Origin of the sequence: Pantoea sp. R13S299, assembly GCF_048515925.1 — a bacterium.
In the GTDB taxonomy this organism is placed as follows: Bacteria; Pseudomonadota; Gammaproteobacteria; order Enterobacterales; family Enterobacteriaceae; genus Pantoea.
In genome coordinates this window covers 38,358-63,302 of record NZ_JBLYEF010000003.1, presented here as the reverse complement: position 1 = coordinate 63,302, position 24,945 = coordinate 38,358, and the positions used below count along the sequence as shown (strand labels likewise).

General features: G+C 50.8%; 28 protein-coding genes. 8 read left to right on the top strand and 20 right to left on the bottom strand.

Annotation, left to right across the window (positions count from 1 at the left end):
* Positions 1-144: 144 nt before the first annotated feature.
* Together ACN1CO_RS14700 and ACN1CO_RS14695 are read left to right on the top strand one after the other, a co-directional pair.
* Positions 145-951, top strand: coding sequence for an SDR family NAD(P)-dependent oxidoreductase (locus ACN1CO_RS14700; protein ID WP_419139566.1), 807 nt, complete (start codon positions 145-147; stop codon positions 949-951).
* A 73-nt stretch (positions 952-1,024) separates the two neighbouring features.
* On the top strand, positions 1,025-1,321 hold the full coding sequence (locus ACN1CO_RS14695; protein WP_419139565.1) for a YciI family protein: 297 nt from the start codon (positions 1,025-1,027) through the stop codon (positions 1,319-1,321).
* 179 nt (positions 1,322-1,500) lie between these two features.
* On the opposite strand, the gene ACN1CO_RS14690 is transcribed toward ACN1CO_RS14695, so the two are convergent.
* The gene (locus ACN1CO_RS14690; RefSeq protein WP_419139564.1) at positions 1,501-2,610 is read right to left on the bottom strand and encodes an SDR family oxidoreductase; all 1,110 of its coding nucleotides are present in this window, start codon (positions 2,608-2,610) and stop codon (positions 1,501-1,503) included.
* A 903-nt stretch (positions 2,611-3,513) separates the two neighbouring features.
* On the opposite strand from ACN1CO_RS14690, the gene ACN1CO_RS14685 reads away from it, so the two are divergent.
* The gene (locus tag ACN1CO_RS14685) at positions 3,514-3,744 is read left to right on the top strand and encodes a hypothetical protein (RefSeq protein ID WP_090965277.1); all 231 of its coding nucleotides are present in this window, start codon (positions 3,514-3,516) and stop codon (positions 3,742-3,744) included.
* Positions 3,745-3,931: 187 nt separating this feature from the next.
* Here the strand turns inward: ACN1CO_RS14685 and ACN1CO_RS14680 are convergent, their stop codons facing one another.
* From ACN1CO_RS14680 to ACN1CO_RS14650, 7 genes are all read right to left on the bottom strand, one after another.
* Positions 3,932-4,195 carry a hypothetical protein gene (locus tag ACN1CO_RS14680; protein WP_419139979.1) on the bottom strand — a complete coding sequence of 88 codons (264 nt, stop codon included), beginning with the start codon at positions 4,193-4,195 and terminating at the stop codon, positions 3,932-3,934.
* 195 nt (positions 4,196-4,390) lie between these two features.
* Positions 4,391-4,573: a hypothetical protein gene (locus ACN1CO_RS14675; RefSeq protein WP_419139563.1), complete on the bottom strand. Its 183-nt coding sequence runs from the start codon at positions 4,571-4,573 to the stop codon at positions 4,391-4,393.
* Positions 4,570-5,208: a TetR/AcrR family transcriptional regulator gene (locus ACN1CO_RS14670; protein ID WP_419139562.1), complete on the bottom strand. Its 639-nt coding sequence runs from the start codon at positions 5,206-5,208 to the stop codon at positions 4,570-4,572. Before ACN1CO_RS14670 ends, ACN1CO_RS14675 begins: the two co-directional genes overlap by 4 nt.
* A 326-nt stretch (positions 5,209-5,534) precedes the next feature.
* Entirely contained in the window at positions 5,535-6,872 is a 1,338-nt protein-coding gene (locus tag ACN1CO_RS14665; RefSeq protein WP_419139978.1) for an AAA-associated domain-containing protein, read from the bottom strand.
* 10 nt (positions 6,873-6,882) lie between these two features.
* On the bottom strand, positions 6,883-8,619 hold the full coding sequence (locus tag ACN1CO_RS14660) for an ABC transporter permease (protein WP_419139561.1): 1,737 nt from the start codon (positions 8,617-8,619) through the stop codon (positions 6,883-6,885).
* Positions 8,620-8,871: 252 nt separating this feature from the next.
* A complete protein-coding gene (locus ACN1CO_RS14655) occupies positions 8,872-9,087 on the bottom strand; it encodes a YdgH/BhsA/McbA-like domain containing protein (protein ID WP_419139560.1) in 216 nt (71 codons plus the stop codon).
* Positions 9,088-9,700: 613 nt separating this feature from the next.
* Entirely contained in the window at positions 9,701-10,564 is an 864-nt protein-coding gene (locus tag ACN1CO_RS14650; protein WP_419139559.1) for an alpha/beta fold hydrolase, read from the bottom strand.
* Between the two features lie 174 nt (positions 10,565-10,738).
* On the opposite strand from ACN1CO_RS14650, the gene ACN1CO_RS14645 reads away from it, so the two are divergent.
* The gene (locus ACN1CO_RS14645) at positions 10,739-11,140 is read left to right on the top strand and encodes a VOC family protein (protein WP_419139558.1); all 402 of its coding nucleotides are present in this window, start codon (positions 10,739-10,741) and stop codon (positions 11,138-11,140) included.
* Between the two features lie 137 nt (positions 11,141-11,277).
* On the opposite strand, the gene fetB is transcribed toward ACN1CO_RS14645, so the two are convergent.
* The 4 genes from fetB to ACN1CO_RS14625 all read right to left on the bottom strand — a co-directional run bounded on the left by fetB (position 11,278) and on the right by ACN1CO_RS14625 (position 14,164).
* On the bottom strand, positions 11,278-12,057 hold the full coding sequence (gene fetB, locus ACN1CO_RS14640) for an iron efflux ABC transporter permease subunit FetB (RefSeq protein WP_419139557.1): 780 nt from the start codon (positions 12,055-12,057) through the stop codon (positions 11,278-11,280).
* Positions 12,044-12,712, bottom strand: a complete 669-nt coding sequence (fetA, locus tag ACN1CO_RS14635) for an iron efflux ABC transporter ATP-binding subunit FetA (protein ID WP_419139556.1) — start codon at positions 12,710-12,712, stop codon at positions 12,044-12,046. Before fetA ends, fetB begins: the two co-directional genes overlap by 14 nt.
* 114 nt (positions 12,713-12,826) lie before the next feature.
* Positions 12,827-13,315: a hypothetical protein gene (locus tag ACN1CO_RS14630; RefSeq protein WP_419139555.1), complete on the bottom strand. Its 489-nt coding sequence runs from the start codon at positions 13,313-13,315 to the stop codon at positions 12,827-12,829.
* 189 nt (positions 13,316-13,504) lie between these two features.
* Positions 13,505-14,164 (bottom strand): DUF1345 domain-containing protein, encoded by a 660-nt coding sequence (locus ACN1CO_RS14625; RefSeq protein ID WP_419139554.1) that lies wholly within the window; start codon positions 14,162-14,164, stop codon positions 13,505-13,507.
* 61 nt (positions 14,165-14,225) lie between these two features.
* Between ACN1CO_RS14625 and ACN1CO_RS14620 the strand changes: the two genes are divergently transcribed.
* Entirely contained in the window at positions 14,226-14,435 is a 210-nt protein-coding gene (locus ACN1CO_RS14620; RefSeq protein ID WP_419139553.1) for a hypothetical protein, read from the top strand.
* A gap of 1 nt (position 14,436) precedes the next feature.
* Here the strand turns inward: ACN1CO_RS14620 and ACN1CO_RS14615 are convergent, their stop codons facing one another.
* Both ACN1CO_RS14615 and cybB read right to left on the bottom strand, forming a co-directional pair.
* Positions 14,437-14,787, bottom strand: coding sequence for a DUF3147 family protein (locus ACN1CO_RS14615; RefSeq protein ID WP_419139552.1), 351 nt, complete (start codon positions 14,785-14,787; stop codon positions 14,437-14,439).
* An 83-nt stretch (positions 14,788-14,870) separates the two neighbouring features.
* The gene (gene cybB / locus ACN1CO_RS14610; RefSeq protein ID WP_419139551.1) at positions 14,871-15,395 is read right to left on the bottom strand and encodes a cytochrome b561; all 525 of its coding nucleotides are present in this window, start codon (positions 15,393-15,395) and stop codon (positions 14,871-14,873) included.
* Between the two features lie 594 nt (positions 15,396-15,989).
* On the opposite strand from cybB, the gene ACN1CO_RS14605 reads away from it, so the two are divergent.
* Positions 15,990-16,337 carry a hypothetical protein gene (locus ACN1CO_RS14605; protein WP_419139550.1) on the top strand — a complete coding sequence of 116 codons (348 nt, stop codon included), beginning with the start codon at positions 15,990-15,992 and terminating at the stop codon, positions 16,335-16,337.
* A gap of 292 nt (positions 16,338-16,629) precedes the next feature.
* On the opposite strand, the gene ACN1CO_RS14600 is transcribed toward ACN1CO_RS14605, so the two are convergent.
* The 4 genes from ACN1CO_RS14600 to ACN1CO_RS14585 form a co-directional block, all read right to left on the bottom strand.
* Positions 16,630-17,553, bottom strand: coding sequence for a substrate-binding domain-containing protein (locus ACN1CO_RS14600; RefSeq protein WP_419139549.1), 924 nt, complete (start codon positions 17,551-17,553; stop codon positions 16,630-16,632).
* A gap of 86 nt (positions 17,554-17,639) precedes the next feature.
* On the bottom strand, positions 17,640-18,419 hold the full coding sequence (locus tag ACN1CO_RS14595) for a TIM barrel protein (protein WP_419139548.1): 780 nt from the start codon (positions 18,417-18,419) through the stop codon (positions 17,640-17,642).
* Positions 18,419-19,432 carry a Gfo/Idh/MocA family oxidoreductase gene (locus ACN1CO_RS14590; protein WP_419139547.1) on the bottom strand — a complete coding sequence of 338 codons (1,014 nt, stop codon included), beginning with the start codon at positions 19,430-19,432 and terminating at the stop codon, positions 18,419-18,421. Before ACN1CO_RS14590 ends, ACN1CO_RS14595 begins: the two co-directional genes overlap by 1 nt.
* Before the next feature lie 12 nt (positions 19,433-19,444).
* Positions 19,445-19,624: a hypothetical protein gene (locus tag ACN1CO_RS14585; RefSeq protein WP_419139546.1), complete on the bottom strand. Its 180-nt coding sequence runs from the start codon at positions 19,622-19,624 to the stop codon at positions 19,445-19,447.
* Between the two features lie 194 nt (positions 19,625-19,818).
* Between ACN1CO_RS14585 and ACN1CO_RS14580 the strand changes: the two genes are divergently transcribed.
* Positions 19,819-21,780, top strand: a complete 1,962-nt coding sequence (locus tag ACN1CO_RS14580) for a sigma-54-dependent Fis family transcriptional regulator (protein WP_419139545.1) — start codon at positions 19,819-19,821, stop codon at positions 21,778-21,780.
* 82 nt (positions 21,781-21,862) lie between these two features.
* Here ACN1CO_RS14580 and ACN1CO_RS14575 read toward each other — a convergent pair whose 3' ends face one another.
* Complete coding sequence (locus tag ACN1CO_RS14575) at positions 21,863-22,483, bottom strand: TetR/AcrR family transcriptional regulator (protein WP_419139544.1); 621 nt, start codon at positions 22,481-22,483, stop codon at positions 21,863-21,865.
* A gap of 175 nt (positions 22,484-22,658) precedes the next feature.
* On the opposite strand from ACN1CO_RS14575, the gene ACN1CO_RS14570 reads away from it, so the two are divergent.
* Positions 22,659-23,867 (top strand): MFS transporter, encoded by a 1,209-nt coding sequence (locus ACN1CO_RS14570; protein ID WP_419139543.1) that lies wholly within the window; start codon positions 22,659-22,661, stop codon positions 23,865-23,867.
* Between the two features lie 56 nt (positions 23,868-23,923).
* Here ACN1CO_RS14570 and ACN1CO_RS14565 read toward each other — a convergent pair whose 3' ends face one another.
* Positions 23,924-24,877 carry an MBL fold metallo-hydrolase gene (locus ACN1CO_RS14565; protein WP_419139977.1) on the bottom strand — a complete coding sequence of 318 codons (954 nt, stop codon included), beginning with the start codon at positions 24,875-24,877 and terminating at the stop codon, positions 23,924-23,926.
* Between the last annotated feature and the right edge of the window lie 68 nt (positions 24,878-24,945).

Genomic DNA, 24,945 nt, shown 5'->3' with positions numbered 1-24,945 from the left:
TCTCACTAGCGAAACGCGCCAATTAACGTAGCACCAGATTGGCGTGTCTGGCAATTAGATTGGCGCGTTCTGCTAGTGTGTAAAGCAAGTGATAGCCGCAGAATAGGCCCTATGCATTTCCATAATGATAAGGGTGCCGAAAGAATGAAAAATACCGTATTAATTACCGGTGCATCATCGGGATTTGGTTTAATGCTTGCCAGCGAACTTCATAAAACCGGCTACAACGTAATTGGGACCAGTCGACAACCTGAGAAACATGCAGGCAAAGTGCCGTTTAAATTATTGCGCCTTGATATTGATGATGACAACTCGATTAATGAATTCACTCAGGCATTGTTCACCCATACCGGTCAGCTTGATGTTCTGATTAATAATGCGGGTTACATGGTAACCGGTCTTGCTGAAGAAACCCCCGTTGAGGTTGGACGCGAACAATTCGAAACCAATTTCTGGGGTACGGTTAAGGTGACCAATGCTTTACTGCCTTTTTTCCGTCAACAAAAACGCGGTAAGATTATTACCGTCAGTTCAATTGTGGGGTTAATCGGACCACCGAATTTATCTTACTACACCGCCTCAAAACATGCGGTTGAAGGATATTTCAAATCACTGCGATTCGAACTTGACCCTTTCGATATTAAGGTCAGCATGGTTGAACCAGTGTGGTTTAAAACGAATCTGGGCAACCACGCCGTTTCATCGACTGAAAACCGTATTCCAGAATATGACGCCTACCGCAAGCAGGTTCAGGCCCTGACGAGAAAAGGATTACAGGAGGCTGAAGCTCCGGACGCGGTCGTCTCAACCATCACCAGACTGATCAAGGCCAAAGAACCGAAGTTCAGCAATCCCGTCGGAAAAATGACCGGTATCCTTCCCTTTTTACAGAGTTATTTACCGGCAATATTTGAAGGTTCTATTCTGAAAAGTGTTAAAGCGGCAAAGTAAAACCCCCGCTTAATGCATAATTAAACAGAGCCTGCTGTAAAATCAGTACTCAACCCACTTTAAGGAATGAGATATGAAAAATTATCTGTGTAAATGGATACCGCCGCGCGCGGCCTTTCTCTCCACGCTGTCTGCTGATGAGCAGAAATGGCTGGGTGAACATGGCGAATTTTTAAATACGCTACTTGAGCAGGGCATTATCCTTGCACATGGTCCGGTGCTTAATGATGGTGACGGTTACGGACTTTCTCTTTATCAGATCGCGGATGATGAAGAGATCGCGAGCTTTACTTCGCAGGATCCTATTGTGAAAAACGGTGCAGGTCATTATGAGCATTTCGATATGCCGCATATCGCCGTACGCCAGTAATTTGTGAATCTAAAAACGATGCTAACTATGCGCATACGCATTTACGTGCATGGCTTAATAAGTCCGCCACGCGTCAGGGTTATTCGCAAATTATGATATTTTTAAGTCGCCCCGCTCATCATGAGCAGGGCTATTTAAATCAGTCCCTGACGACCCTTATTGCTTCTTCCAGTGGCTGGCTATTTAAAATCGACCTGCATCAGTTCGGCAATCGTTGAATCACGCGTCGTCACTACGCAGCGATCCAGATAGTCGGTGAAACGAGAAGGTTTGTTCATGCCAAGCTGCAGCAGTTTGGAATTATCAAATACCACGTTCAGGTTTGAGAAATGACCGTACAGGTTCATGGCGCGCAGCATGATCCGTTCGTTGCAGGGTCCGAAAAGATCCTTAAACGTTCTTCGGCTGTCAGAAAGCTGTTTATAGGACACCTTCTGGTAATCAACGCCCAGCGCCCTGCTTCCGGATGCTTTGGCCATCGCCTCATCAATTTCCGCGAACGTCACACTGCTCTGTGTTCCTGCGGAAATATGAATCACCTCATTGATCACGTCTTCTGCGTCCAGCAACATGACCAGCGCATCCGCGCAATAATCAACCGGAACCACGTCAATACGATCATCGAGGTCGCAGGTGAATTTCCCTAATGCCAGCACCATGCGGAATACCCAGAAAATACTGGCTGACGGCAGACAGCCCTGATCGGAGTGACCCACTACGATTGACGGCCGGGCAATGACCAGTGGCAGACCCGGCAGTTTTTCGGTCATCAGCTTTTCAATCGTGGCCTTACTCCAGGTGTACTCGACGACATGCTGATCCCGGCTCGAGTCGAGTCTGCCCTCAGTGACCAGTGAACCGGGTTCCGGCGCACATGACATTGCGGTTCCCACGTGGATAAATTTCTTTAACCCTTCGACGCGACTCATCCGCTCAGCGAACTGGAATGTACCTTCAACGTTGACTTTCCAGACAGTGGGATTATTACCAAATGAGGCCACAGCGGCACAGTTAATCACGTGAGTCACATCATTCAGCCGTGCGTCGTTAATAAAGTTTTCCGTTAATGCCAGATCACCCAGAATAATATTCTCAGGCGCTATCGTGTTGATTGTTGACTCATTTAAGCCAAAATTCTTCAGGTTCGCTTTGAGTCTGTTTAGCCCTTCTTCAACCGTTTCGCCTCTGACCAGCAGCAGCAGTCGATCCTTAACGCTGTTCTGTAATAAATTTGCGACGACAGCCCCGCCTAAAAAACCTGTAGAACCGGTGATAAGGATTTTTTTCATGATAATGCCATTTAATCTGGTTGATCAAAGGAAAGCATTAACAGAACGCTTCCCGAACAGGAAAAACTATTATTGTGGTTACAATATTTATGATGGTCTTAAGGATAAATTAAGGTTTGACGCTAAATCCCATGCTGACGACATAAACACTTATCAGCCTGAGAATCAGACCAGTATAAAGCTAATTACTATCGCCAGGCTCAACAAGACTGCGGATATTTCGTTAAACTTGTTCATTTAGAATCTGTTTATATTCCATGATCGGACTGCAATCCTTAAATGTTTTTACCCTCTGTTGAACTCACGATCTGATTTGAACAATTTTTGCCATTTGGGATCAAGTTTTATTTTATTTATTTTTGATGAACTTTATAAAGCATTTATAAATGAGGTTTATTAAGAATTTATTAAGATAGAAAAGCCACCATAGAGTGCCTGCAGGTTAAACAAAAGAGGTTTAAATTATTACTCATCAGCTTTGTTTAACCGGCGTTTAATTACTATCAGTTTATCTCCGCCCGACAGGAAATAACTGCCACCACAATCCTTAGGCACACAGTGACCTTTTAGCGCAGCTGATGCTTACCTTGCTGGGATGTCGCCTGGCTTTTCCGCTCAGGTTACTGGCAGTGATTTTCATCGAACGCGCAGCTGATGGCTTCCTGAGGCTAAGGCCTGTTCATCAGGTTGATAGCGCATAAAATCGGCCTGAAAGGCCATCTAAGAATGCTTTCGGGTTTATCTTCTGATTAAAAACGCGCCAACTCATCTGCTTATTGCGTGAAAAGCGTAACCACAGGTAACTAACTTCGTGATTCCTGTATCCTGCAGGTTAAATGCCCAAATGAGGGGCTATGCTCTGATGAGTTCAACCTGCAACTATGACTATCAGGATATTAAGTGATGAAAAAATTATCAGTTATCGTTATTGCTACCGGCTTGTTTCTGTCAGTGAATTTACAGGCTAATGCCGAAGGATGTCTGAAAGGAGCCGCAGTAGGCGGCGTGGCAGGTCATGTTGCTCATCATGGTGTCGCCGGAGCCGCAGCGGGCTGTGCAGTCGGTCACCATATGGCGAAGAAAAAACATAAAGAAGCTGAGAAAAACCAGCAGGCTCAGCCGGCACAGAATTAATCTGCGCGGTAGTGACGCTAATAGTGCCGATATAAAATAGCCGACTACCGGACAATGTATTTGTCCGGTAGTTTCTGAATGCTAACCGTTAATTAACGATGCCATCCTGATTTAATAACTGAGCTGTTCCGGCAAGGCCCTCATCTGAACCTTGAGATTATTAGGTTATAAATCCATCCCCGATTATTTAAGCGTTATGGCTGTTACGCCATTCCTCGACCATTTCCTTCGAAACTTCCTTTTTATAACAGACCGGTGAATAGCCGCCCTGCTTGCTCCATGCGCTTCGGCCGCCACAGCTACTGCCATTACGCGTAGCGTTAAAAGGACAGGCACATACCCCAGGATAGGATGCGATTGAGTCTTCGATAATGAGCTGACGGATTTGATCATCGGTTTGCTTCGATGTTTTAGCTTCGGTAGTGCCAGCCCAAAAAAGCGTCATGGCCATCGCCAGAGACAGGACGATTTTGCAGTTATTCATGATTCCCTCCAGAAGTAAGGAGGATAAGTTAACGCAGGGCGATTGGGTGTAATGGTCTGAATAAGGGGCTACAGAGTGTCAATTCTGACGGTTGTTTTTTCGCTCAGGGCAAAAGTGACTGTTTTTATGAAGCCGTCAACAAAACAGACCATCATGACACTTTCACATCAGGGACCAGAAGTTTGAATAGGGCACGCAGATCTTTAATTCAGCCAGATTAAAACGTCTTTTGAAAAAACGGCCTTTATCGACCCAGCCGCATAAGACCATGCCATCTTCATATTCAAGCACAGTCATGGTTCTTCTTCTTTTCCGGCGACGAACGATAGTGCCCACCTCGATCATGCTGATGCCTTAACCGCAGTATTCCCGGCTCCCCTATGCGTATTGACCCGTACCGACCTGACAATAAAGTCATTACTTTTTCTCAGATCCTCTATATCTGGCTGAAGTTTGCCATATATCCTCATGCCTTCCAGCATCATAAAAATGCTTAATGCCATTACCCTCGCATCTTCATCCTGACGAAAGATCTGCTGTTGCTGCCCTCTTATTAAGATGCTCTCTAATTCGTTAATAATATGATTAAATTTTAAGGATACTTTCGCTCTGACCGCTTCGTCACCCGGCAAAAGTTCGCTGGCTGCCGCGATAGTAAAGCAACCTCTCTCTCCAGCAGGTGCAGATGAAAGCTGAGCCACAAATTCCAGCATTTCACGCAGTGCAGCTTCTGGTGACATTTCTGCACTTCTCTTCGCTGTTCTGGTCATCCCCTCATCCATATAGCGCTGCAAAGCAGCAAGGTAGATAGCGCGCTTATCCGGATAAAGTTTATAGATGCTGGCACTTGCCAGACCCGATGCTTTTTTAAGGTCTGCCATGGATGTTGCCTGGTATCCGTTCTGCCAGAAACAATCGAGTGCAGTATCGAGGAACACCTCGGGATCGAACTCTCTGGGTCTGCCTGCCGCTGCTTTCATGAGATTCTCCTGTGCTGAAGATTTATTGTAGATCGATCAATCTACAATAAAAAGTTTTTCTACTTGCCTGGCGTAAAAACCAGGATTTTTGTGCAGGTTTTTTAGTGCAGCGGACAGGTTAAGGCATGTGAAAGGCCGCCTTCGTATGGCGGCGGGCAAAACTACAATAGCGTTACTGTGTGGACATATTGTTGAAAGTCGTAAATACCGGCCAGAGCTGATTCTCTGGCGACAAATAAGCCGGGGTTTAGCGATAACTTCTCCGGCTCCACACTTAATCAGGCATGAACTTTTTCAACATACAGACGTAATACCCCCGTAAACACTCAGAACTCCACATCCTCCAGACTGAAGATCTCAGTCTGGTCGTTGTAGGAAAAGATCTCAGCGTATCGTCCCCAGTTAATCACACTGTTGAGCGTCTCTTCAGCGGCACTGTCAGAGAGGAAATCCTCAAGCTCCTGCTCAAATCGCAGACGAGGCGCGCGATGTCCGGGACGCTCATCCAGCACATTCTTTATCAGCGCCGCCAGGGGGACATAGCGCAACAGGTGAGAGGCGAACATCACTTTGCGCGGCTGCGTATCTGACTCAGCAAAAACCCGCGCAGGCGGAGTCAGGACAATATCCCCTTCGCTGACATCGGCAAATCCCAGTGCCTGAAGCACCTCTGCAATCGGAAATAATTCATCCACTTCCAGATGCAGTGAACGGGCCACATCCGGCATATCCGCCCTGCCGTGATAGGGTGCTGCCGCAAGCGTTTCAATCAGACCGGCTATGATGTTGGTCGATACCTGAGGCAGACGAGTGCCTAACGTGAGGCTCTTTTTCACAGGATCATTAACCGATTTGGCCGTCATCCGTGTATAAACCTCATCGACCAGACGGCGGAATGCCGGATCCAGTCGATTGCGTGGATGCTTAAACGGCACCGTAATCTCGGCCATCACCCGCCCAGGATTCGAGGACAACACCAGAATCCTGTCACACATAAAGACGGCTTCTTCGATGTTATGTGTGACGATGAGTACCGACTTCATCGGCATCTGCCCTTCATTCCACAAATCGAGTAAGTCAGTACGCAGCGTCTCCGCAGTCAGCACATCGAGCGCGGAGAATGGCTCATCCATCAGCAACAGCACCGGATCAACCACCAGTGCGCGCGCAAAACCCACACGCTGGCGCATGCCGCCAGACAACTCCCGTGGGTAGGCATTTTCATAACCATCCAGACCGATGAGATCGATGGCAGCCAGAGCGCGCGTTCTGCGGTCCGATGCGTTAACACCCAGCGCCTCCAGTCCCGCCTCTACGTTCTGCAACACGGTCAACCAGGGAAACAACGCAAAGGTCTGAAACACCATTGCCACACCTTTGGCCGGACCGTTAAGCGGCTTGCCGAGATAATCAACCGAACCTGCACCCGGACTGATCAGACCCGAGATAATACGCAGTAACGTCGATTTACCGGAGCCTGACCGCCCGAGCAAACCCACGATCTCGCCCTGCTTCAGGGTGAGATTGACATCATCGAGGATGAGCATCTCTTCATGATTCGTCGCGTAGCCGTGTTTGATCCCCTTTACAGAGAGGACAGCCGCGCTATCTTCTGCTGTTACCTTCGGCACGTCTGCGTTCTGCAATGCGTAACTGTTTGTCATCATAAGTCCTCTAGTTCGCGCGATATTTTGATTCAGCAAATTTGTATAAAGGTCGCCACAGCAGACGATTGAACAGCGTGACAAACAGCGACATGACGGCTATCCCCAGGATGATTTTTGGGAAATCCCCGGCGACCGTCATTTGTGCAATATAGGCACCCAGCCCATGTGCTTTAACCTGAGTGCTTCCCCACTGCACAAATTCCGACACGATACTGGCGTTCCACGCCCCGCCGGACGCAGTGATAGCGCCGGTGATGTAGTAAGGGAAAATTGCCGGCAGCATCACCTGACGCCACCATTGCCAGCCACGAATATGGAAGTTGGCCGCCGCTTCTTTATAATCATTAGGAAACGCCGTGGTGCCTGCGATGACGTTGAACAGGATGTACCACTGCGTGCCCAGTATGATCAGCGGTGAGAGCCATATGTCCGGATTAAGATCAAAATGGACAATCGCGATCACGAAGACCGGGAACATCAGATTGGCCGGGAACGCGGCAAGGAACTGCGCAACAGGCTGGATTTTGGCTGCCAGCGCCGGTCGCAGGCCGATCATCACTCCGAGAGGCACCCACACCAAAGACGAAATGATAATCAGCAGGGTCACACGCAAAAGCGTAATCAGCCCCGCGGTAAAGACATGCCTGACATCGTCCAGAGTGATCTCACCCTGCATATAGGCGATCACCCGGTAGCCGATATAGAGTGTGACGATAATGACCAGTGCGGCCCAGCCGAGATCTGCCAGGCGTGAGGCACTTTTGATGTTCTTCTCCTGTGGTAACGTCCTGCCGACAGGCCAGCGCCAGTTGATACGCGCAACCGCGGAAAACAGCAGGCGAAGCGGTTTGATACACTGCTGAATCAGCCGGGTTCGGCGGATCAGGTCGCGCACCCAGGATGTCGGCGCACGCTCGGAACGGGTATTTTCCATGCGGAATCTGTCAGCCCACGCCACAAGCGGTCTGAACAGCAGCTGATCATAAGCCAGAATCACAATCACCATCGTGAGTAACACCCAGCCCACGGCGTGTATATCTTTATGCAGGATAGCCTGAGCCAGATAGCCGCCTACGCCGGGCAGCGTGTAGGCATTATTGCCCACCGTGATCGCTTCGGAAGCCACGATAAAGAACCAGCCACCTGACATCGACATCATCATGTTCCAGACCAGCCCCGGAACAGCGAAAGGCACGTCCAGTTTCCAGAAGCGCTGCCATGCTGTCAGATGGAAACTGCGGGAAACCTCGACCAAATCCTCTGGTACGGTACGTAAGGACTGATAGAAGCTGAATGTCATATTCCAGGCCTGGCTGGTGAATAAGGCGAAGATTGCCGCCAGCTCGACGCCCAGCACCTGCCCTGGAAACAGCGCAATAAAGAATGTCACGGTAAAAGAGATATAGCCCAGCACCGGAACGGATTGCAGGATATCGAGAATGGGAACCAGTATTTTTTCAGCGCGACAGCTTTTGGCGGCCAGCGTGCCGTAAATCAGACTGAATACCAGTGAGGCCAGCATGGCCACCAGCATGCGCAATGTGGTTCGCAGAGCGTAGTCAGGTAAATTTTCGGGGTTAAGCGAAATAACCTGAGTTTTTAAACTTTCAATCGGCAACAACGTTTGATCAAAACCCACCGCCGCCATCGCTATCAGGCCGATGATCAGCGGGAATGCCACAACATCCCAGGCGTTGGGCATTAAACGCCTGTTGGCAGCAAGCATTGTAAACCTGAAGTTCATAGGCTCTCTCTTTTACTCATGCGGGAGTGCAAAAATATAGGCAAGGCTGGGATTATCATGCAGGCTGATTAAACGCATCGTTGACCAAAACGCTTTTTATATTAATTTTTTGTTACAGCACGTTAGGGCCGGACTTTTTAAGAGGGGATCTCAGGATTCACGACAGGAAATAAATTAAAACGCCGATCACCTGAAGTGACCGGCGTTAACTTTGTCACGGTTTTATAGAAGATTTCATCTGACAAGGCGACTTTATTTATAAAGCTCGGCCGTCATGTGCACGCGATTATTAGTACTGGCTTCGAGGATTCTATACTGCTCATTCTGGGAGCGGGCCTGAGCGGCGATTTTTGCCTGTGCGCCGTCCATAGTTAATGAGATAGCAGAAACGGTCTGAGCCAGGCTGCCAAAGGAGACCAGTGAGAGTGCAGCGACAGCAGCAAATGACAGTTTTTTTACAGTTTTCATGGTCATCATCCTTCACATGTTGGGTTGGAGAAATTATTACCTGCGACGAAGAAATAATAATCAAACTCATTATGACTCTGTAAACGAAATGTGCTGAGGTAGTTAACCCTCATAAATATTTTGTGCGCTTACAGAAAATACCCATGATTATCATAACATTCGCTTTTAATACGGCCGCAATGCTGCTTAGGGTCCCACAATTAATATTAGCGATTCATTAACTGTAATGAATAAACAATTATTTTTACATCCTCATGGATGTTAATAAAATCAGAACATGGTATGAACCTGTTTCACTTATAAAATAACAGATTGCAGGCTCATCATGAAAACAGTGAAGGCTTATACCCTGAATGATGCACGTCTTAAGTTAACCAGCGGGAATTATAAAGGCATACTTATCGATTTCGACATCAGCGCAGATGAGTTCTTTGTGCTTTTCAACGAATGGAAAGGCAAGAACGCGATAATAGAAAAGGTAGGCAGTCGGTTTTTGATAAAAAATACGAGTCCGAACGAAACGTTTATATAACTGGTGAATTAATTTTCTCTTACGTAATACCAGTAGCAGTCGTTCTGAACTGACGATTTTTGGCTGGCTGAGGCGAGGATGTTAACTATCCTGCGATAAAAAAAACCGGAGTTCAGATGTCACTTCCTCCGGAGCCTCTTCAGCCATATGGTGACCGCTGGCTATCGCTCTACCCCGAACATGCGGTGCCCATGATTTCCAGATGCCCGTTATATCACCGTAGATCTCTTCCAGATCATCATACTTTGACCATAAACAGAGCGTCGGGCATTCAATCAGTCGCCCATTCTGGCGATCGTGAAGTTCATGCTCTTTGTCTATGGAAAGACCGGCGCGATAATCTTCGATCATCCCATGCACAGTTTCGGGATCGTGTATGGCACGCCGGAATTCAAGGTACTCCTCGTTCCCCATGGTTTCAGGCTGACCGCCATACCACCTGTCAGGATCAGCTAAAATTGCCCGCTCGGGTTTTTCTGGCTGAGCAAAGAAGAACCAGTGATACCACTGTCGGGCAAACTTCTCATTGCAGCGGTTTAACGCTTCAAATATCGGGATGCAGTCCAGCACAGCGAGTCGTGTGATTCGTTCCGGATAATCAAGTGCGGCTCTGTAGGCGGTGTAACTTCCTCTGTCATGTCCAACAATCGCGAATTGCTCAAAACCTAAGTAGCTCATCAATTCAACACAATCTTTTGCTTTAGCGCGTTTAGACGAACCAGCATGACCGGTTTCGTCTGCAGGCTTAGATGAGCGGCCAAATCCGCGCAAATCAGGACAAAAAACGGTAAAAGTTTTGGCTAGTTCAGGGGCCACCTTTGACCAGGTTACGTGGGTGCGGGGATGTCCATGCAAGAGCAATACCGGAGGACCACTCCCTCCATAACGCACATCGAGCACTGCTTCAGAAAGTCTGATTTGTGTATGCGTAAATCCCTCGAACATTGTTAGTCCCCGCACCATGAATATATTAAAAAATTATAGGCTGAGGTTTGCAGTTATCCCCTTATTACAACGTCAACATGCTGATATTTTTGAAGCCTTCATCTCACCTGAGAATATTTTTTTGTGTTAAAACATTGTTCCAGACAACTATGCCTGAAACCTGATGGAGCGGAAATGAGAACGCAGAAGCGCTGTATGGGATATGTGGCCATCGTGGTTGATGACTATGATCGGGCTATCGAGTATTACACCGAAAAGCTGGGTTTTACCCTTGTTGAAGATACGCCGCAGCCGGGTAAACGATGGGTTGTCGTCACACCGAACCCAGAAAGCGACTGCAATCTTCTTCTGGCTCGCGCTTCCAATGACAGACAGGAAAGTTTCATCGGCAATCAGTGTGGCGGAAGAGTCTTTCTTTTTCTGCAAACAGATGATTTCTGGCGCGACTACGAAGCCATGAAATCGAAAGGCGTGACATTTTGCCAGGAGCCTCGGGAAGAGGAATATGGAACAGTGGTGGTATTTGAGGACCTTTATGGCAACCGCTGGGATCTCTATCAGAACAGGCAGAATTAAAAACCCTGTATCAACTGCCTATCAGCCAGACGGCTAAGCTTTCCAAAGCACCCACCTGCAGCGATATTTCTGGCATGAGGCGAGTGCCTTAGAGTCATCTTCTGAACTGTCTGCTTTTCTGCAGACAATCAGCACCGCTAATCCAGCGGTTTATCCGCTATCTTCAGCTGCGCCCTGGCATTATAAAAACGCCGATAGGATAAGTAGACCGCGATGATCGTTGACAGGCTGGCGGTGCCTATCAGCATAAACGTAACCATAATCTGATACTTAATCGCTTTGAGCGGATCGATGCCTGCGAAGATCAGTCCGGACATCATCCCCGGCAGGCTGACCAGCCCCACGGTTTTGGCGGCATCCACGGTTGGGATCATTGCGGTACGGATACTGTCAGCGATAATACGTCCCGACGACAGTTTCACCGATGCGCCCAGGCTCAGCATCTCCATAATTCTATGCTGATTATCACTGAAGCGCTGGTTCAGGTTGCTGTAACAGAGCCCCACCGCGACCATGGCATTACCGGCGATCATGCCTGAGATGGGAATGACCTGCATCGGCACGAACGCTATGGCACCACTCAGCACCAGAATAGTCAGCGTGATGACGGTGCCACTGAAGATTGCGACAAACGATATCGCAAAGGCGTTATCAATATTCCGGCCACGTTTACGCGCGTTAATCGCGGCATTCACGCAGATGAACAGCACCATCAATACCGTCAGCCAGCTGTTATTGATGTCGAAAATCGATTTCAGCACAAAGCCCACGATGACCAGCTGAATAATCGCCCGGCAGACACTCCAGATAATGTCTTTACCCATGCCGAGCTTTTCTTTCTGGCTGATAAGCAGCGCTATCACCACCAGCGTCAGTGACAGTAACAGTGAGGTGTCACTGATATTATGCTGATTCACGCACATTCTCCTTTGCAGGTGGCTCCAGGCGAAGCACCTGATTTGCCTGCTGAATATCCTTAACATCATGGCTGATCCGCACCACTGCCACCTTCTCTTCAGCTGAGATTCGGTTAATCAATGACAGTACGGCCAGCCGGTTCTCTTCATCCAGGGCGCTGGTGACTTCATCCAGTAACAGGACATCAGGCATAAACTGCAGGTTACGGAGCAGTCCGACGCGCTGTTTTTCCCCACCTGAAAGTTGTTCAACGGATTTATGCAGCATATCCGGTGAGAGGTTTACGCTTTCCAGCGCAGTAACCAGTTTATCCTGCTGAGGTTTCTGGCGGCGAATCTGCCAGGGCAGCGCAAGGTTGTCATAGACCGTCTGACCAAACAGCTGGGGTGTCTGAAAGCAGTACGACACCTGCTGGCGATACTCTTCTGCTTTCAGCGTGGTGATGTCACTGTTCCTGAAAAAGAGTCGCCCAGACGTCGGGGTGATGAGTGAAGCAAGGATTTTCAGGAGCGTGCTTTTTCCGCTACCGGATGGACCGGTCAGAAGGATGCAGTCGCCCTGATATAACTGCAGAGATACCGGGCGCAGTAGCTGACGATCCCCGACTGAAAAAGCGACGTCCTGCACATCCAGCAGGGGCAAAGCATTGTCCATATTTACGCCTCAGGACTTTGAAGAGTGATTGGGGTTTTGTATGAGATCGAACCAGGCACTGCGCGAGAAGCGACGAGGTTAAACCAGGGCGGCAGACCCGCTGCCACCCGATAATTATTTGTGTTTCCAGCTCGTGGAGACTGGATTAGTAACCGTGTTTTTTTCCTGACTATAGGTGCCGTTCTGCTGCGCGATGGCCTCGCCGGTATCGACAATGGCGTTCTGAATAAAGACGTTCTGCTTCTCACTTTTGATAAAGGTTAACTGGTGAAAGGCCGTTTTATTGCCCCAGTCAGCAGAAGGCAGAGAGATAAACCGCACGGTAAAGGTTTCGTCGTCAAACTTACCCTGCATGACGTATACGCCATAGTGGTTTTCACCCTGAGAAATGATCTTATAGGTACCATTGTCGTAATAATAAATCTCAGCATCCGGGAACGGCTTTTTGTCATACATTTTGCGATAGTGCAGCACCTGTTTGATGGTGGGCTGGCCGAAACTGACGGTAAGATTCTTACCATCTGCCGATGTCGTCAGGCCTTCAGCGTGAACACTGCTCATCAGCATTAACAGGCTGGTCGTAACCATTGCGGTTGCTTTCACTCTCTTTCTCCTTATCGGATTATGGGGATAACAAGCGTAAGACACATAGGAACTTACACGGCAGTGAGTGTCTGTTGAAGAGGCAGATAACACCTTATTACACATTGTTATAAGCACGACAGGTGACCAGATTGTTTCAGAAGCTCATGCCGGGTAAACGTTACCCGGCAGTCGACTGATGAAAACAGCCTAATTAAGCAATCCTGCGCCAACATTCACCGATAACCCCAGAATAGCCAGATTAAAGATGAAAGAGATCACAGACTGCAGCAACGCCAGCTTACGCATCTCTGTGGTGCCGGTAGCGACATCCGCCGTTTGCGAGGCAACCGCGATGGTGAATGAGAAGTAGAGGAAGTCCCAGTAGCCGGGATTTTTCGTTTTGTCCGGGAAGATCAGCGGACTCACATCATTATTCCGGTACAGATAGTGCTGATGGGCATAATGCATCGCAAAGGCGCTGGGCAGCATGGCCCAGGAGGCAATCAACGTCATTGCTGTCAGCAGCAGATGCAGCAGCCGCGGGGTGTCGGACAGCCCTTTAAGGTTGGGAAGTTCACTCATGATGGCGACAATGCTGACCATACAGGCGACAATCACCATCCCCAGCACCAGCGCGGCACTCTGGTCCTGCTGTTGAGCAATCCTCTTGATCCCTGCCGCATCGGTACGCAGCATGCGAAACCAGAGAATACAGAGATAGAGCCAGGCCCAGACGTTCCAGCTAATCAATAAACGCTGCATCTGCCCAAGCTTGTCCGAGAGCAAAAAATAGCAAATAAGCCCGGCTGTGATGGAGAGCAGCAGACGCAGGCGCGCATATAGCGTGGACGTTAAAGATGTCGGCATCGTAAAACCATTGTGATTTGGTCGTAGTGATATCTACTGTAGCTAAAATCGGGTGCAAATCATGGACAAAGAATCAATTCTTACACTTTTAAAGTACAAGCGATGGATCGATGCCGAAACGCTGAAAAATGTAAAACAGGTGAGCGCAACGGCTTATATAGAAAAACGTCACCTGATGCTGAGATTAATGAATTATATCTTTGTTACAGAGACGATTTTTAAAGCGAAAATATCGGGACAGTTTGATGATTTGCCCGCACCAGTCGTCTGAACTACATCAGCAGGATGCCAAAGCGTTTCAGAAGCAGCGCCCAGAGAGCAAAGAGTACGACAGTAATCGCGCAGGAGATCAGCAGCGTCAGCCAGAAGCCGGTGCGCTGATAGAGAAAAGGAAACAGAATAAACATCGGCAAAGTCGGTACCACGTACCAGAAGGTGTACCAGGCATGAGCACTGATTTTTTCCTGTGTCTGTCCTTCCAGCTTCATCCAGATCAGTACCAGCACGGTGACCAGAGGCAAGGCGGCAAGCAGGCCGCCCAGACGATCGCTGCGCTTAGCGACTTCTGATATCAGTACCACCATAAAAGCCGTGATGGCATATTTCGATATTAACCAGAGCATGATTTTCCTCAAAGGTGCTGTTTATCCGACAGACGGGTACCGGAACATTAACGATCATCTCACTCTGGTTTGAGAACTCGCGGTTACGGCATCATCCTGCGCAGCGTGTCATCTTTCATAAAATAGTGATGGAATAACGCCGCTACCGCGTGCAGACCAATTAACCAGTATCCCAGCGGCGCCAGGGTTTCGTGCCAGTCAATCAGCATACTGGCCGTGGCGGGATCCGGAATCGTCGCGACAGGCATGTTTATGCCGAATAGCGCCCACTCTTTGCCACGCAGGTAACGCGAGCTTAGCCCAAGAATCGGTAAGACTACAAAGAGCGCATAAAGCAGTGTGTGCACCAGATGCGAAATACCGGTCTGCCAGCGCGCTACAGGTGGCGTGATCGTCGGGGTTTTTGTCCGGGTGCGCAAGAAAAGACGGGCCATCATCAGAATCATCACGCAAAAGCCTGCGGAGAAGTGGGTGATCATCACCACATTGCGCTGCCAGGTTCCCTTCTCTGCCATCCAGCGCAGCTCAATCGTGGCGTAGGCCACAATAATCAGCAAAACCGTCAGCCAGTGAAAAAGGATTTGCGAACCTGTGTATTTCTTTAGCATAGATAAACTCCCGTCACTATTTTTGTCAGTCACTATACCAGTAAATTATTAGATGATTATTAGGAGTTTAGTTGTTCATTATGACAGGCTCATCAGCTTTCATAACCGCGTTCGGCTAAGGGAATGCCGCAGTTGGGCATACCGATATCACCTGTGTAAGTGACGCTTGTGCACTGATAGCAAAGCTAGTGAGTCATCAGCAGGTTTCGTACACAACATCGCTGAATAAACGTGAGAGTCACAGTAAGAAGCGGTTCTTCCAGACAGCGATAAATCTTAAACTTAACCTAATGTTCATTCTATAAAATAGCGTAAGCGAGTAGTTAAAGCGTTGCGTGCTTCTGTAAATACACTCCTCGCTGGAACGATTAGTCTTCCCGGTGCCGGGCTTTATTTAAGTCAAATCCGCGCCCTGTCGCCAGGGCCCGTTCACGCTTCGCTTATTTATAGGTCCAGCGTAAATTGGAGTTAAAATAACGCGCGTTATCGTAACCTTAGAACTCTACATTTCTCATTCAAAAACAGTAACTTCTCCTCTGATTAGAGTTCGCCTATGCTGGCTGCTCACTACGTTTTGCGTCAGAGGGATTTGCTATGTGTAATGTGCCCGCAACCTACAGTGCCGAGGCTGTTGAGTGCCTTTATGAAGTCATCGACATTCTCAACCTGAATGGCGCACGCTGCCACGTTATCTTTGACAGTCAGGCATCCCGCGCCGCAGTCATCGAGGCCGATACAACAGAGGAACTTGGCGAACTGCGCCACCCTGTGCTGGCCGTGCTGGAGATGGAGCGCGTCACCAGTATTAACACCATATTGCGTATTAAATCGTTCTGGACTGATTCGGATGGCGCTCACCCAGAGGTGGAATCTGGCAGCCTGGCAAAAGCGTTGTATAAAGCACTGACGATTAAGAAGCAGATTACGCTGGTGGGATTGTAAGGCATGCTTAAGCCCGCATAGTGCGGGCTTCTGATTGGGTGGTGATACACCCGATACCTTCTGCTTAATTACTCCTCAACAGACAAACCCTCCCGGAATGAGCCTTATCACATCACATATGCTGATCAGTGACGGCATCAGAAATAAACAATGCGAATAAACACGGGAACCTCAAACTTGCAATATATGCGCGCTTGCCCCTAACCGTTTCCCGCTTTTTACTGGAAGCGATTCAGCACTCGCGCGCATCCTGGTTGGTGTCAGAGAGGGTTATTAATTATTGAATGAAAGACTACCCGGCATTCTCAGCAGCAAACTTTGCGTAATTTTCAGGTGTAATCAGCTGATAAGGCACCCAATTAAGCGTCTGTACCTTCTGTTTATTCAGCAGGGCTTTGGTCACCTCGACCGCGCCGGTAGCCTGCCCTCTGGCGTCCTGAAAAATGGTCAGCGCCATTCTGCCGTTTTTGATGAACTGCTGTCCGTCTGGTGTTCCGTCGATACCGGCGACGAGAATTTTGTCGTTCTTCGCCTGGTTCAACGCCATGATGGCACCGATTGCCATCTCATCGTTGTTTGCCGCGATGGCATCAATCGGACGCTGATTCAGCAGCCAGCCTGAGACCACATCTACCGCTTCATTGCGCTGCCACTTCGCTGTCTGCTTTTCGATGACCTTCATGTTTTTATATTTGCCGATGACGGCTTCCACCGCGCGGGTACGCTCTCGTGCCTCTTCGTTCGACAGGGCGCCCATAAGAATGGCCATATTGCCTTTGTAGTTCATTTTTTTGGCCAGCGCTTCCATCTGCATTTCGCCACCCAGCGCCGAATCAGAACCCACATATGCCATACCTTCGGGCAGTTTCACTTCCGGTTTTCGGTTTACAAAGACCAGCGGAATACCGGCTTGTTTTGCCGCATTGATCATCGGTAAAACGCCCTGTGTATCGACAGGATTTAGAATAATGGCGTCCACGCCCTGGTTGATAAAGTCATCCACCTGCTGCACCTGCAACGCAACATCGCCTTTCGCATCAACAAACTGGCTTTTGAGCTGGCTGGCATTCAGCTCTTTTTGCATCTGAGTGCGAAGGATTGAGACAAAGTTCAGGTCGAAGTTAGCCAGCGCTACCCCAACGGTGAAGGTTTTGGCGCTGCCACCTGCGCTAAACAGCAGCAGGCAAAGCCACATAACGAGATTTCTGATATTCATGGTGTGTTCCTGTAGGGTTGAGATTGTTATTGTTTTTACTGACTTAATTTGCGCCAGGTAACAGGCAAATACCCGACGCACTGCACTTACAACGTGAAATGTTCGCGGAACTGCTGAAGAGCCGCCGTGCTATCGCCGCTGGCCCAGCCCTCCATGGCGACGGTGCCGCAGTAATCCATCTCCTCTAGCGTTCGTGCGATAGCACGGTAATTAATCTCTCCGGTGCCCGGCTGCTGGCGACCCGGTACATCGGCAACCTGAATTTCCCCGATAGCTGAACCGCAACGTCGCAACAGTTCAATCAGATTGCCTTCACCAATTTGTGCATGATAGAGATCCAGATTCATCTTCAGAGCCGGGCTGTTAACCGCTTCAACCAGTGCCAGAGTCTCAGATGCCAGCGCGAAAGGTGTTCCCGGATGATCGACCGGCAGGTTGAGGTTCTCGAGGGTGAAAACTCGTCCGGCACGTTCGCCCAGAAGCGCTACCTGCCGCAGCGTATCGGCGGCCTTCAGCCACATTGCGCCCGTTACCGTTGTCACGGGTTTTACCGGCAGGCCGCGATCGTCAAGTCCGGTGCCATGCAGATTCAGTACCGGACAGTCGAGACGTGCAGCCACCGCCAGCGACGCTTCAGCGCTCTGTAACAGCATCGGTATTTCCGCCTCATCAGTCAGATTGCCACTCAGATAACCGGTCATAGAGGTAAAGCGCGCACCGGTCGCCACCAGCGCATCAATATCCTTGCTGGCCCATCCCCAGATTTCGACACCAAAACCCAGTTCATGAATGCGTTTTACGCGCTCAACAAACGGTAGCTCCAGAAAGACCATTTCAGCGCATACGGAAAGTTGATATCCGGCCATCAGCGAACTCCCAGCTTAACGGGCAGGTTGCGCTGCACAGATTCGATACAGGCCAGCGCAATTTCCAGCGCGTTACGCGCATCCTCCCCGGTGGCACGCGGCGTTTCACCGCTGCGGATACAGCGGGCAAACTCCGTCATCTCTGCCACATAGGCCTCGCGCAGCAAATCTGAATCCAGCCGCGACGTATCGACCGCGATTCCGCTGGCGGTGTAACGTACACAGTGATTGGCGTTGATTTGGCCCGCCTGAAGCATGCCTTTACTGCCAAAAACCTCGCCGCGCACGTCGTAGCCATACACCGCCTGAAAGTTCGCCTCAGCAATCGCAATGGCACCGTTGTCGAAGCGAATAGTGACAACTGAGGTATCCAGCAACCCTTTATCTTTGAAGTCTGGGCGAACCAGTGCATCAGCCAGCGCATAGACTTCTACCGGCTTTGCGCCGTGGTTGAAGTGCAATAGCGTGTCAAAATCGTGAATGAGCGTTTCAAGGAAGATTGTCCACTGCGGAATCGGGGCGGGGTCATGCAGGCCAGGATCACGCGTCACCGATCGGCTGAGCTGCGTCGTGCCATTCTCACCGTTTTTTACCGCCGCAATTGCTGCCGCAAAACCCGAATCAAAGCGGCGATTAAAGCCCACCTGTAACACGACGCCAGCCTGTTTTGCCGCCGCGATGGCGCGATCAGCCTCTTCCAGCGTGACCGCCATCGGCTTTTCACAGAACACATGTTTGCCGGCATTGGCTGCGGCAATCACCCACTCAGCATGGGTCCTGGCCGGAGCAGCAATCGCAATAGCGTCGATTTCATCGTCCTGCAGCAGCGCATGCAGATCGCTGTACGCTTTGCTGATTCCAAGGCGGCTGGCGAGCTTTTCCGCCGCGCCAGGAAACGGATCGGCCACCGCTGCAAGGGTAGCGCCAGGCACACGCCAGGCCAGATTTTCAGCATGGAAGCTGCCCATGCGACCTGCGCCAATTAAACCCACGCGCACTGTTTGATGGTTCATAAAAACTCCTTATTATTTCGCTTTAGCCCAGGCGGGCGAGGGAGGGTTTTGATCATGTCGCTGCGCATCAGCGGCGAAACGACGGGATTTGGAGAGCATCAGCGGGAAGGCACCCTGAAAGTGCTCCATCAGCAGCCGGTTGCGGTTCATCATCGGGAAGCGTTGGGTAACGATAAGATTCGGTACGTACATTCAGGCGAACACATATATTTCCCTTCTCTGGCTGGATTCACATCACTGCATCCCCTGTTGCAAAGGGGATGCCAACCAAAATCCGGGAAATTTTGTGAGCGCTGGCACAGCTCCGGGTCACAAAATGGCAACAAAGTTTACATGTAAACTTAACATGTCAATAAAATGGACATTTAATCCAGCGGGAGCGGACGGTGAATCAGCAACGACTATTAAGAGATGAAAGTGATGCGATTTTCAGCCTGCCGGACAGAGAAGATGCGGCAAGCTGGGACGCGCTGTTATGGGAAAGCTGGCAGAGCTTTATACAGGGCGAACAGCCACCCGCAGTGCGGCATACCATCCTGCAGTCATGGCAGCGTTCGCAGCAGCATGGAATCAATCCGCATCGCTTTATCTACACCGCACCGCCAGCCAGTGAACTAACGGCCATTCTTGAGAGCAATGCCGAACTGATTCTGGTGGCGCGCAGCATTATGGAAAATTTGCTCGCCTATAACCCGGATGGTCACATTAACCTCACCGATGCGCAGGGCGTTACGCTGCATTTTTGCGGTGCCGACCTCACGCCCGTTGGCAGCATTCTGCGTGAAGAGGTTCTGGGCACAAACTGTACTGCGCGCTGCCTGATTGAACAGCGGCTGGTGTACGTGCTGAGCGGAGAGAACTGGAAGTTTGATCTGCGTAAACGCCGCCGACAGTGTGCTGCGGCACCGGTCCGCGATGCCGGTGGCCAGTTGATTGGTGTACTGACACTTACCGCCACGCCGGAGAATTTTAACGCCCACACGCTCGGTACGGTCCAGGCGGCAGCGGAAGCGGTCGGACAGCAGCTGACGCTACGACGCCTGCTGGCTGAACAGCAGTCCATTCTGGAGACGCTGAATGAAGGCGTCATTGTCTGTGATAAACAGGGCCGCATCAAAACGCTCAACCGTTATGCACGCCAGATTTTCAGCGGACTTGATCCCCGCGACTCCCCCATTGATGCGCTGCTGAAACCGCAGGGCGGATCGCTGCTGTCCATGCCTTTCTGTAATGACCTTGAGCTGCAGTTCAGGCCGGAAGGCCTCGCTCCCCTTTCCTGCCTGATATCGTTAATGCCCGCGCCGGATGGCGGGCGGGTTCTGTCACTGCGTGAAAATCAGCGTATCCGTGCCATTACGCGACGGGTAATGGGTGTGAACGCCAGTTACACGTTTGAGATGATTCGGGGCCATTCGCCGCGCCTGCAACAGGCGATCCACAAGGCACGCATCAGCAGTCGCACTGACAGCACAGTGCTGCTCAGCGGTGAAAGCGGCACCGGCAAAGAGTTGTTTGCTCAGGCCATTCATAATGCAAGCCCTCGCCAGCAGGAAGCGTTTATCGCCCTGAACTGCGGCGCATTACCGCGCGATCTGGTGCAAAGCGAGCTGTTTGGCTATGCCGATGGCGCCTTCACCGGTTCTCGTCGAGGCGGTTCCGCAGGCAAATTTGAACTGGCCGACGACGGAACCCTGTTTCTGGATGAGATAGGTGAGATGCCACTTGAAGCGCAAACCAGCTTATTGCGCGTTTTGCAGGAGGGCGAAGTGCTGCGTATCGGCGCAGCGCAGCCAGTGAAAGTGAATGTGCGCATTATCGTGGCGACCCACTGCAACCTGGCTGAAGCCGTGGAGAGAAACGCCTTCCGGCGCGATCTCTATTACCGTCTGAATGTGATTTCACTGGAAATCCCGCCGCTGCGTGATCGTCGCGAAGACATTCCGGAACTGGTGAACATCTTCATTCAGGCACTCTGCACGCGTCTGAAGCGTATTCCGCCTGTAGTCGTGCCAGGCGCAATGACCTGTCTGCAATCCTGGGATTGGCCGGGAAACGTGCGCGAACTGGAAAATGTGATTGAGCGTATCGTCAACCTGAGTGAAGGGTTAGAAATTACCCGAGCCGATTTGCCCGAATCGCTGCAGGAAGTAGCAGCCAGTGATGCGTCCGGAGAGATTCAACCTTCACTGCAAAATCTGGAGCGCATGCATATTTTACAGGTTGTAAGTGAACAACAGGGTAATCTGCGTCAGTCGGCGCAACTGCTGGGGATCTCACGAACGGCGTTATATAACAAGCTCAATGCCTGGAAAACCGACTACCGTGCTTTCAGAAAAAATGGTCCTTAGATTTTATGGTTCCGCATGGCGGCCATCAGACAGACGCATGTGCCGGGCTGAAACGCACGCTGACGCTGAACTCCGTTCTCTGTCAATCAACAGAGTTCAGCGCATGTGCATCCCAGGCCTTCATTGCGGATGATACCGCCGCATCAAGTTCTTCATCCGTTGCCCCATCCCGGGCTTCTGTCGACAGGCCGATCTCAAAGCTATGGAGAGTCAGCGCCAGAGCCCGCACGTCTGTATGGGAAGCCAGAAATCCCCGTTCTTTTGCACGCGTGACACATCGTAAAAATCCTGCCCGGGTCCGATCGCGTTGTGCTGTCAGTATCTCCCGTATGTGCTCGTTCGCAGGCGAACAGGTGTTTACGGATAGCGCAATCAGGCAGCCGCTGGGATGCCCCTGCTCTGTCTGCATCTTTGCGGAACCACGCAGTGCCCGTTCAATCGCATCACGCGGGTCAAGCGTGTCGTCCCACAGACAATCATTAACCTGCCCATAAGTCGCCATGTAGCATTCAACCACCTCTTCAAACAGCGCCTCTTTCGAACCAAACGCGGCATAAAAACTCGGTGCAGTGATGCCGTTACCAAGGTTCGACTTGAGCATGGCAAGCGACGTTGACTCGTAGCCGTGTTGCCAGAAAAGCGCCATCGCCTGGCGAATTGCCTCGTCCCGGTCAAATGTCCGTGGACGTCCCATCTGAGCCATATCCGCTCCTGTTTTCGATGACTGGAGATAAATACTAATCGATACATATGTACTTGACAAGCCGCAGGGCGGCCTATAGTTTCGAATATATATACCGATCGATATATATCAGGCAGCCCGTTATCAGACGGGTCTTCGCAGATTTTAAACGCTCCAGAACTTAAAAGGTTCCAACGTGCACGCCAATACCGCATTCAGTGAAACCACAACACAACGGGGTCTGCCCCTGGCTTCTCTGCTGGCATTTGCCATGACAGGCTTTATCGCCATCCTGACCGAGACCCTTCCGGCGGGTCTGCTTCCGCAAATCGGCGCGGGTCTTGGCGTTTCTCAGGTGATGGCGGGACAACTGGTCAGCATTTATGCGCTGGGATCGCTGCTCGCGGCCATCCCTTTGACGGTGCTGACCAGTGGATGGCGACGTAAAAAAGTGCTGCTGCTTGCCGTCGGGACATTCCTGATTTTCAACACCATTACCACCCTTTCGTCCAGCTACGGGCTGACGATGGCGGCCCGATTCATGTCGGGTGTGGCTGCGGGTCTTGCCTGGGGAATACTTGCAGGCTACGCGCGTCGCCTCGTTCCTGCTGAACTTCAGGGCCGCGCTCTGGCGATTGCGATGGTCGGAATACCGGTTGCCCTGTCGCTAGGCACCCCGGCAGGCGCATGGCTGGGCAGCATAATGGGATGGAGAGTGCCTTTTGGGATCATGGCAGCACTGGCCGTGATTCTCTTTATCTGGACATGGGTTGCAGTTCCTGATCTGCCGGGACAGCAGGCTGACCGTCGCCTGCCGGTCTGGCAGGTTTTCCGGATGACCGGCGTCAGGCCTGTTCTCGCGGTTATCTTTTTATGGATGACGGCACACAACATTCTTTATACGTTCATCGGACCGTTCCTGCAGCTGTCGGGGCTGGCCGGAAGCGTTGGGCTTATCCTGCTAATTTTTGGCATTGCGGCACTTGTCGGCATCTGGATTACCGGCATGATGGTGGATCGCCATCTGCGCCTTCTGGTTCTGCTTAGCCTTGCGGCACTGGCGGCAGTTTCTGTGGCGCTGGCGGCAGGCATGCGGGAACAGGTTGTGGTCTTTGTAGCCGTCATCGTCTGGGGATGGTCGTTTGGTGGCGCATCAACTCAGATGCAGACGGCTGCCGCCGATTCGGCAGGCAATCATGTCGATGTCGTTCAGGCGATGGTGACCACGGCATGGAATCTGGCTATCGCCAGCGGCGGCGTTATGGGTGGCCTGCTTCTCAATAATGCCGGTGCAGTCTCTTTCCCCTGGGCGCTGCTGGCCTTTATGGCTGTTGCGTTAATCATCGCCTGGCGTGCGAAACAACAGGCTTTCAGGCCCGGAGCCAGAGGCAGTTCAGTAAAATAGTGAGTTTGAGGGGCATCCGGAAGGGACGCCCCGTTCTGGCACCAGCCGCTTAAAACCTACTGCCCGAGCTGCGTCGTGTAATTAACGGGCACCCAGCGATAAGCATTACCCTCATGCTGAACATGGCCCAGGCCAGGGAAAGCGATATGCGCCGCAGCGACCCAGTAGCCCTGATCGGCAGCCTGTTTCAGTACCCTCTCCCGTGTAGCAATAGCCTGTTTCTGGTTTACATCAAAGTGGATGGCTACCTCAGGATCGGGCATCTGCACCGCGCTGGCATGGATGATATCTCCCCAGAGCACCAGCGTCTGTCCTTCACTCTCTACGCGATAAAGTACGCTGCCCGGCGTGTGGCCGGCTGTCGACTCTGCACGAATTCCTTCCGGTAATGTGGCGGGAGCGATAAACGTTTTGAGCAGCCCGGCGTTGATGACCGGGCGAAGCGTCCGTTCAGATTCTGCAAAAGTATGTGCCTGACTGGCTTCCACCCGGCTGACATTAGCCGGATTAAGCCAGAAATCGACATCCCGCTTATCCACGAATACTTCAGCTTTTGGAAAAGCCGGCTTGCCCGCACGCATCACACCGCCAGAGTGATCGGCATGGATGTGGGTCAGAAGCACAGCATCGATAGACTCTGCCGGATAGCCAGCCGCCGCCAGGTTGGTCAGCAGATGTCCGCCATTGTGACCGAAAAGCTCACCGGCTCCGGTATCGACTAAGATCCGCTTTTTGCCATCATCGATAACGAAGGCATTGATTGAGGTTTCGGCCTGCGGCGTCATCGTCTCTCTGGCCATTGCTTTGCTAAGTTTGTCCGGCGAAATGTGAGTCAGTAATCTATTCAGAGGAATGGTTACCGTGCCGTCGGAAACCGCAGTAATGCGCAACTTCCCTAATTTCATGCGGTAATAACCCGGCGCCTGCTGATCCAGTGCTGACGGCTGAACGGCCGCATGGACCGGACTGAACGCGATAAGTGAAGCAACCAGCATCAGTAAAATTTTCATCATTTCCTCTTCCTAAAGTTTCATCACAACGTGGGTGGCAGTATCCTGACTCAACCTGTATCACTCAA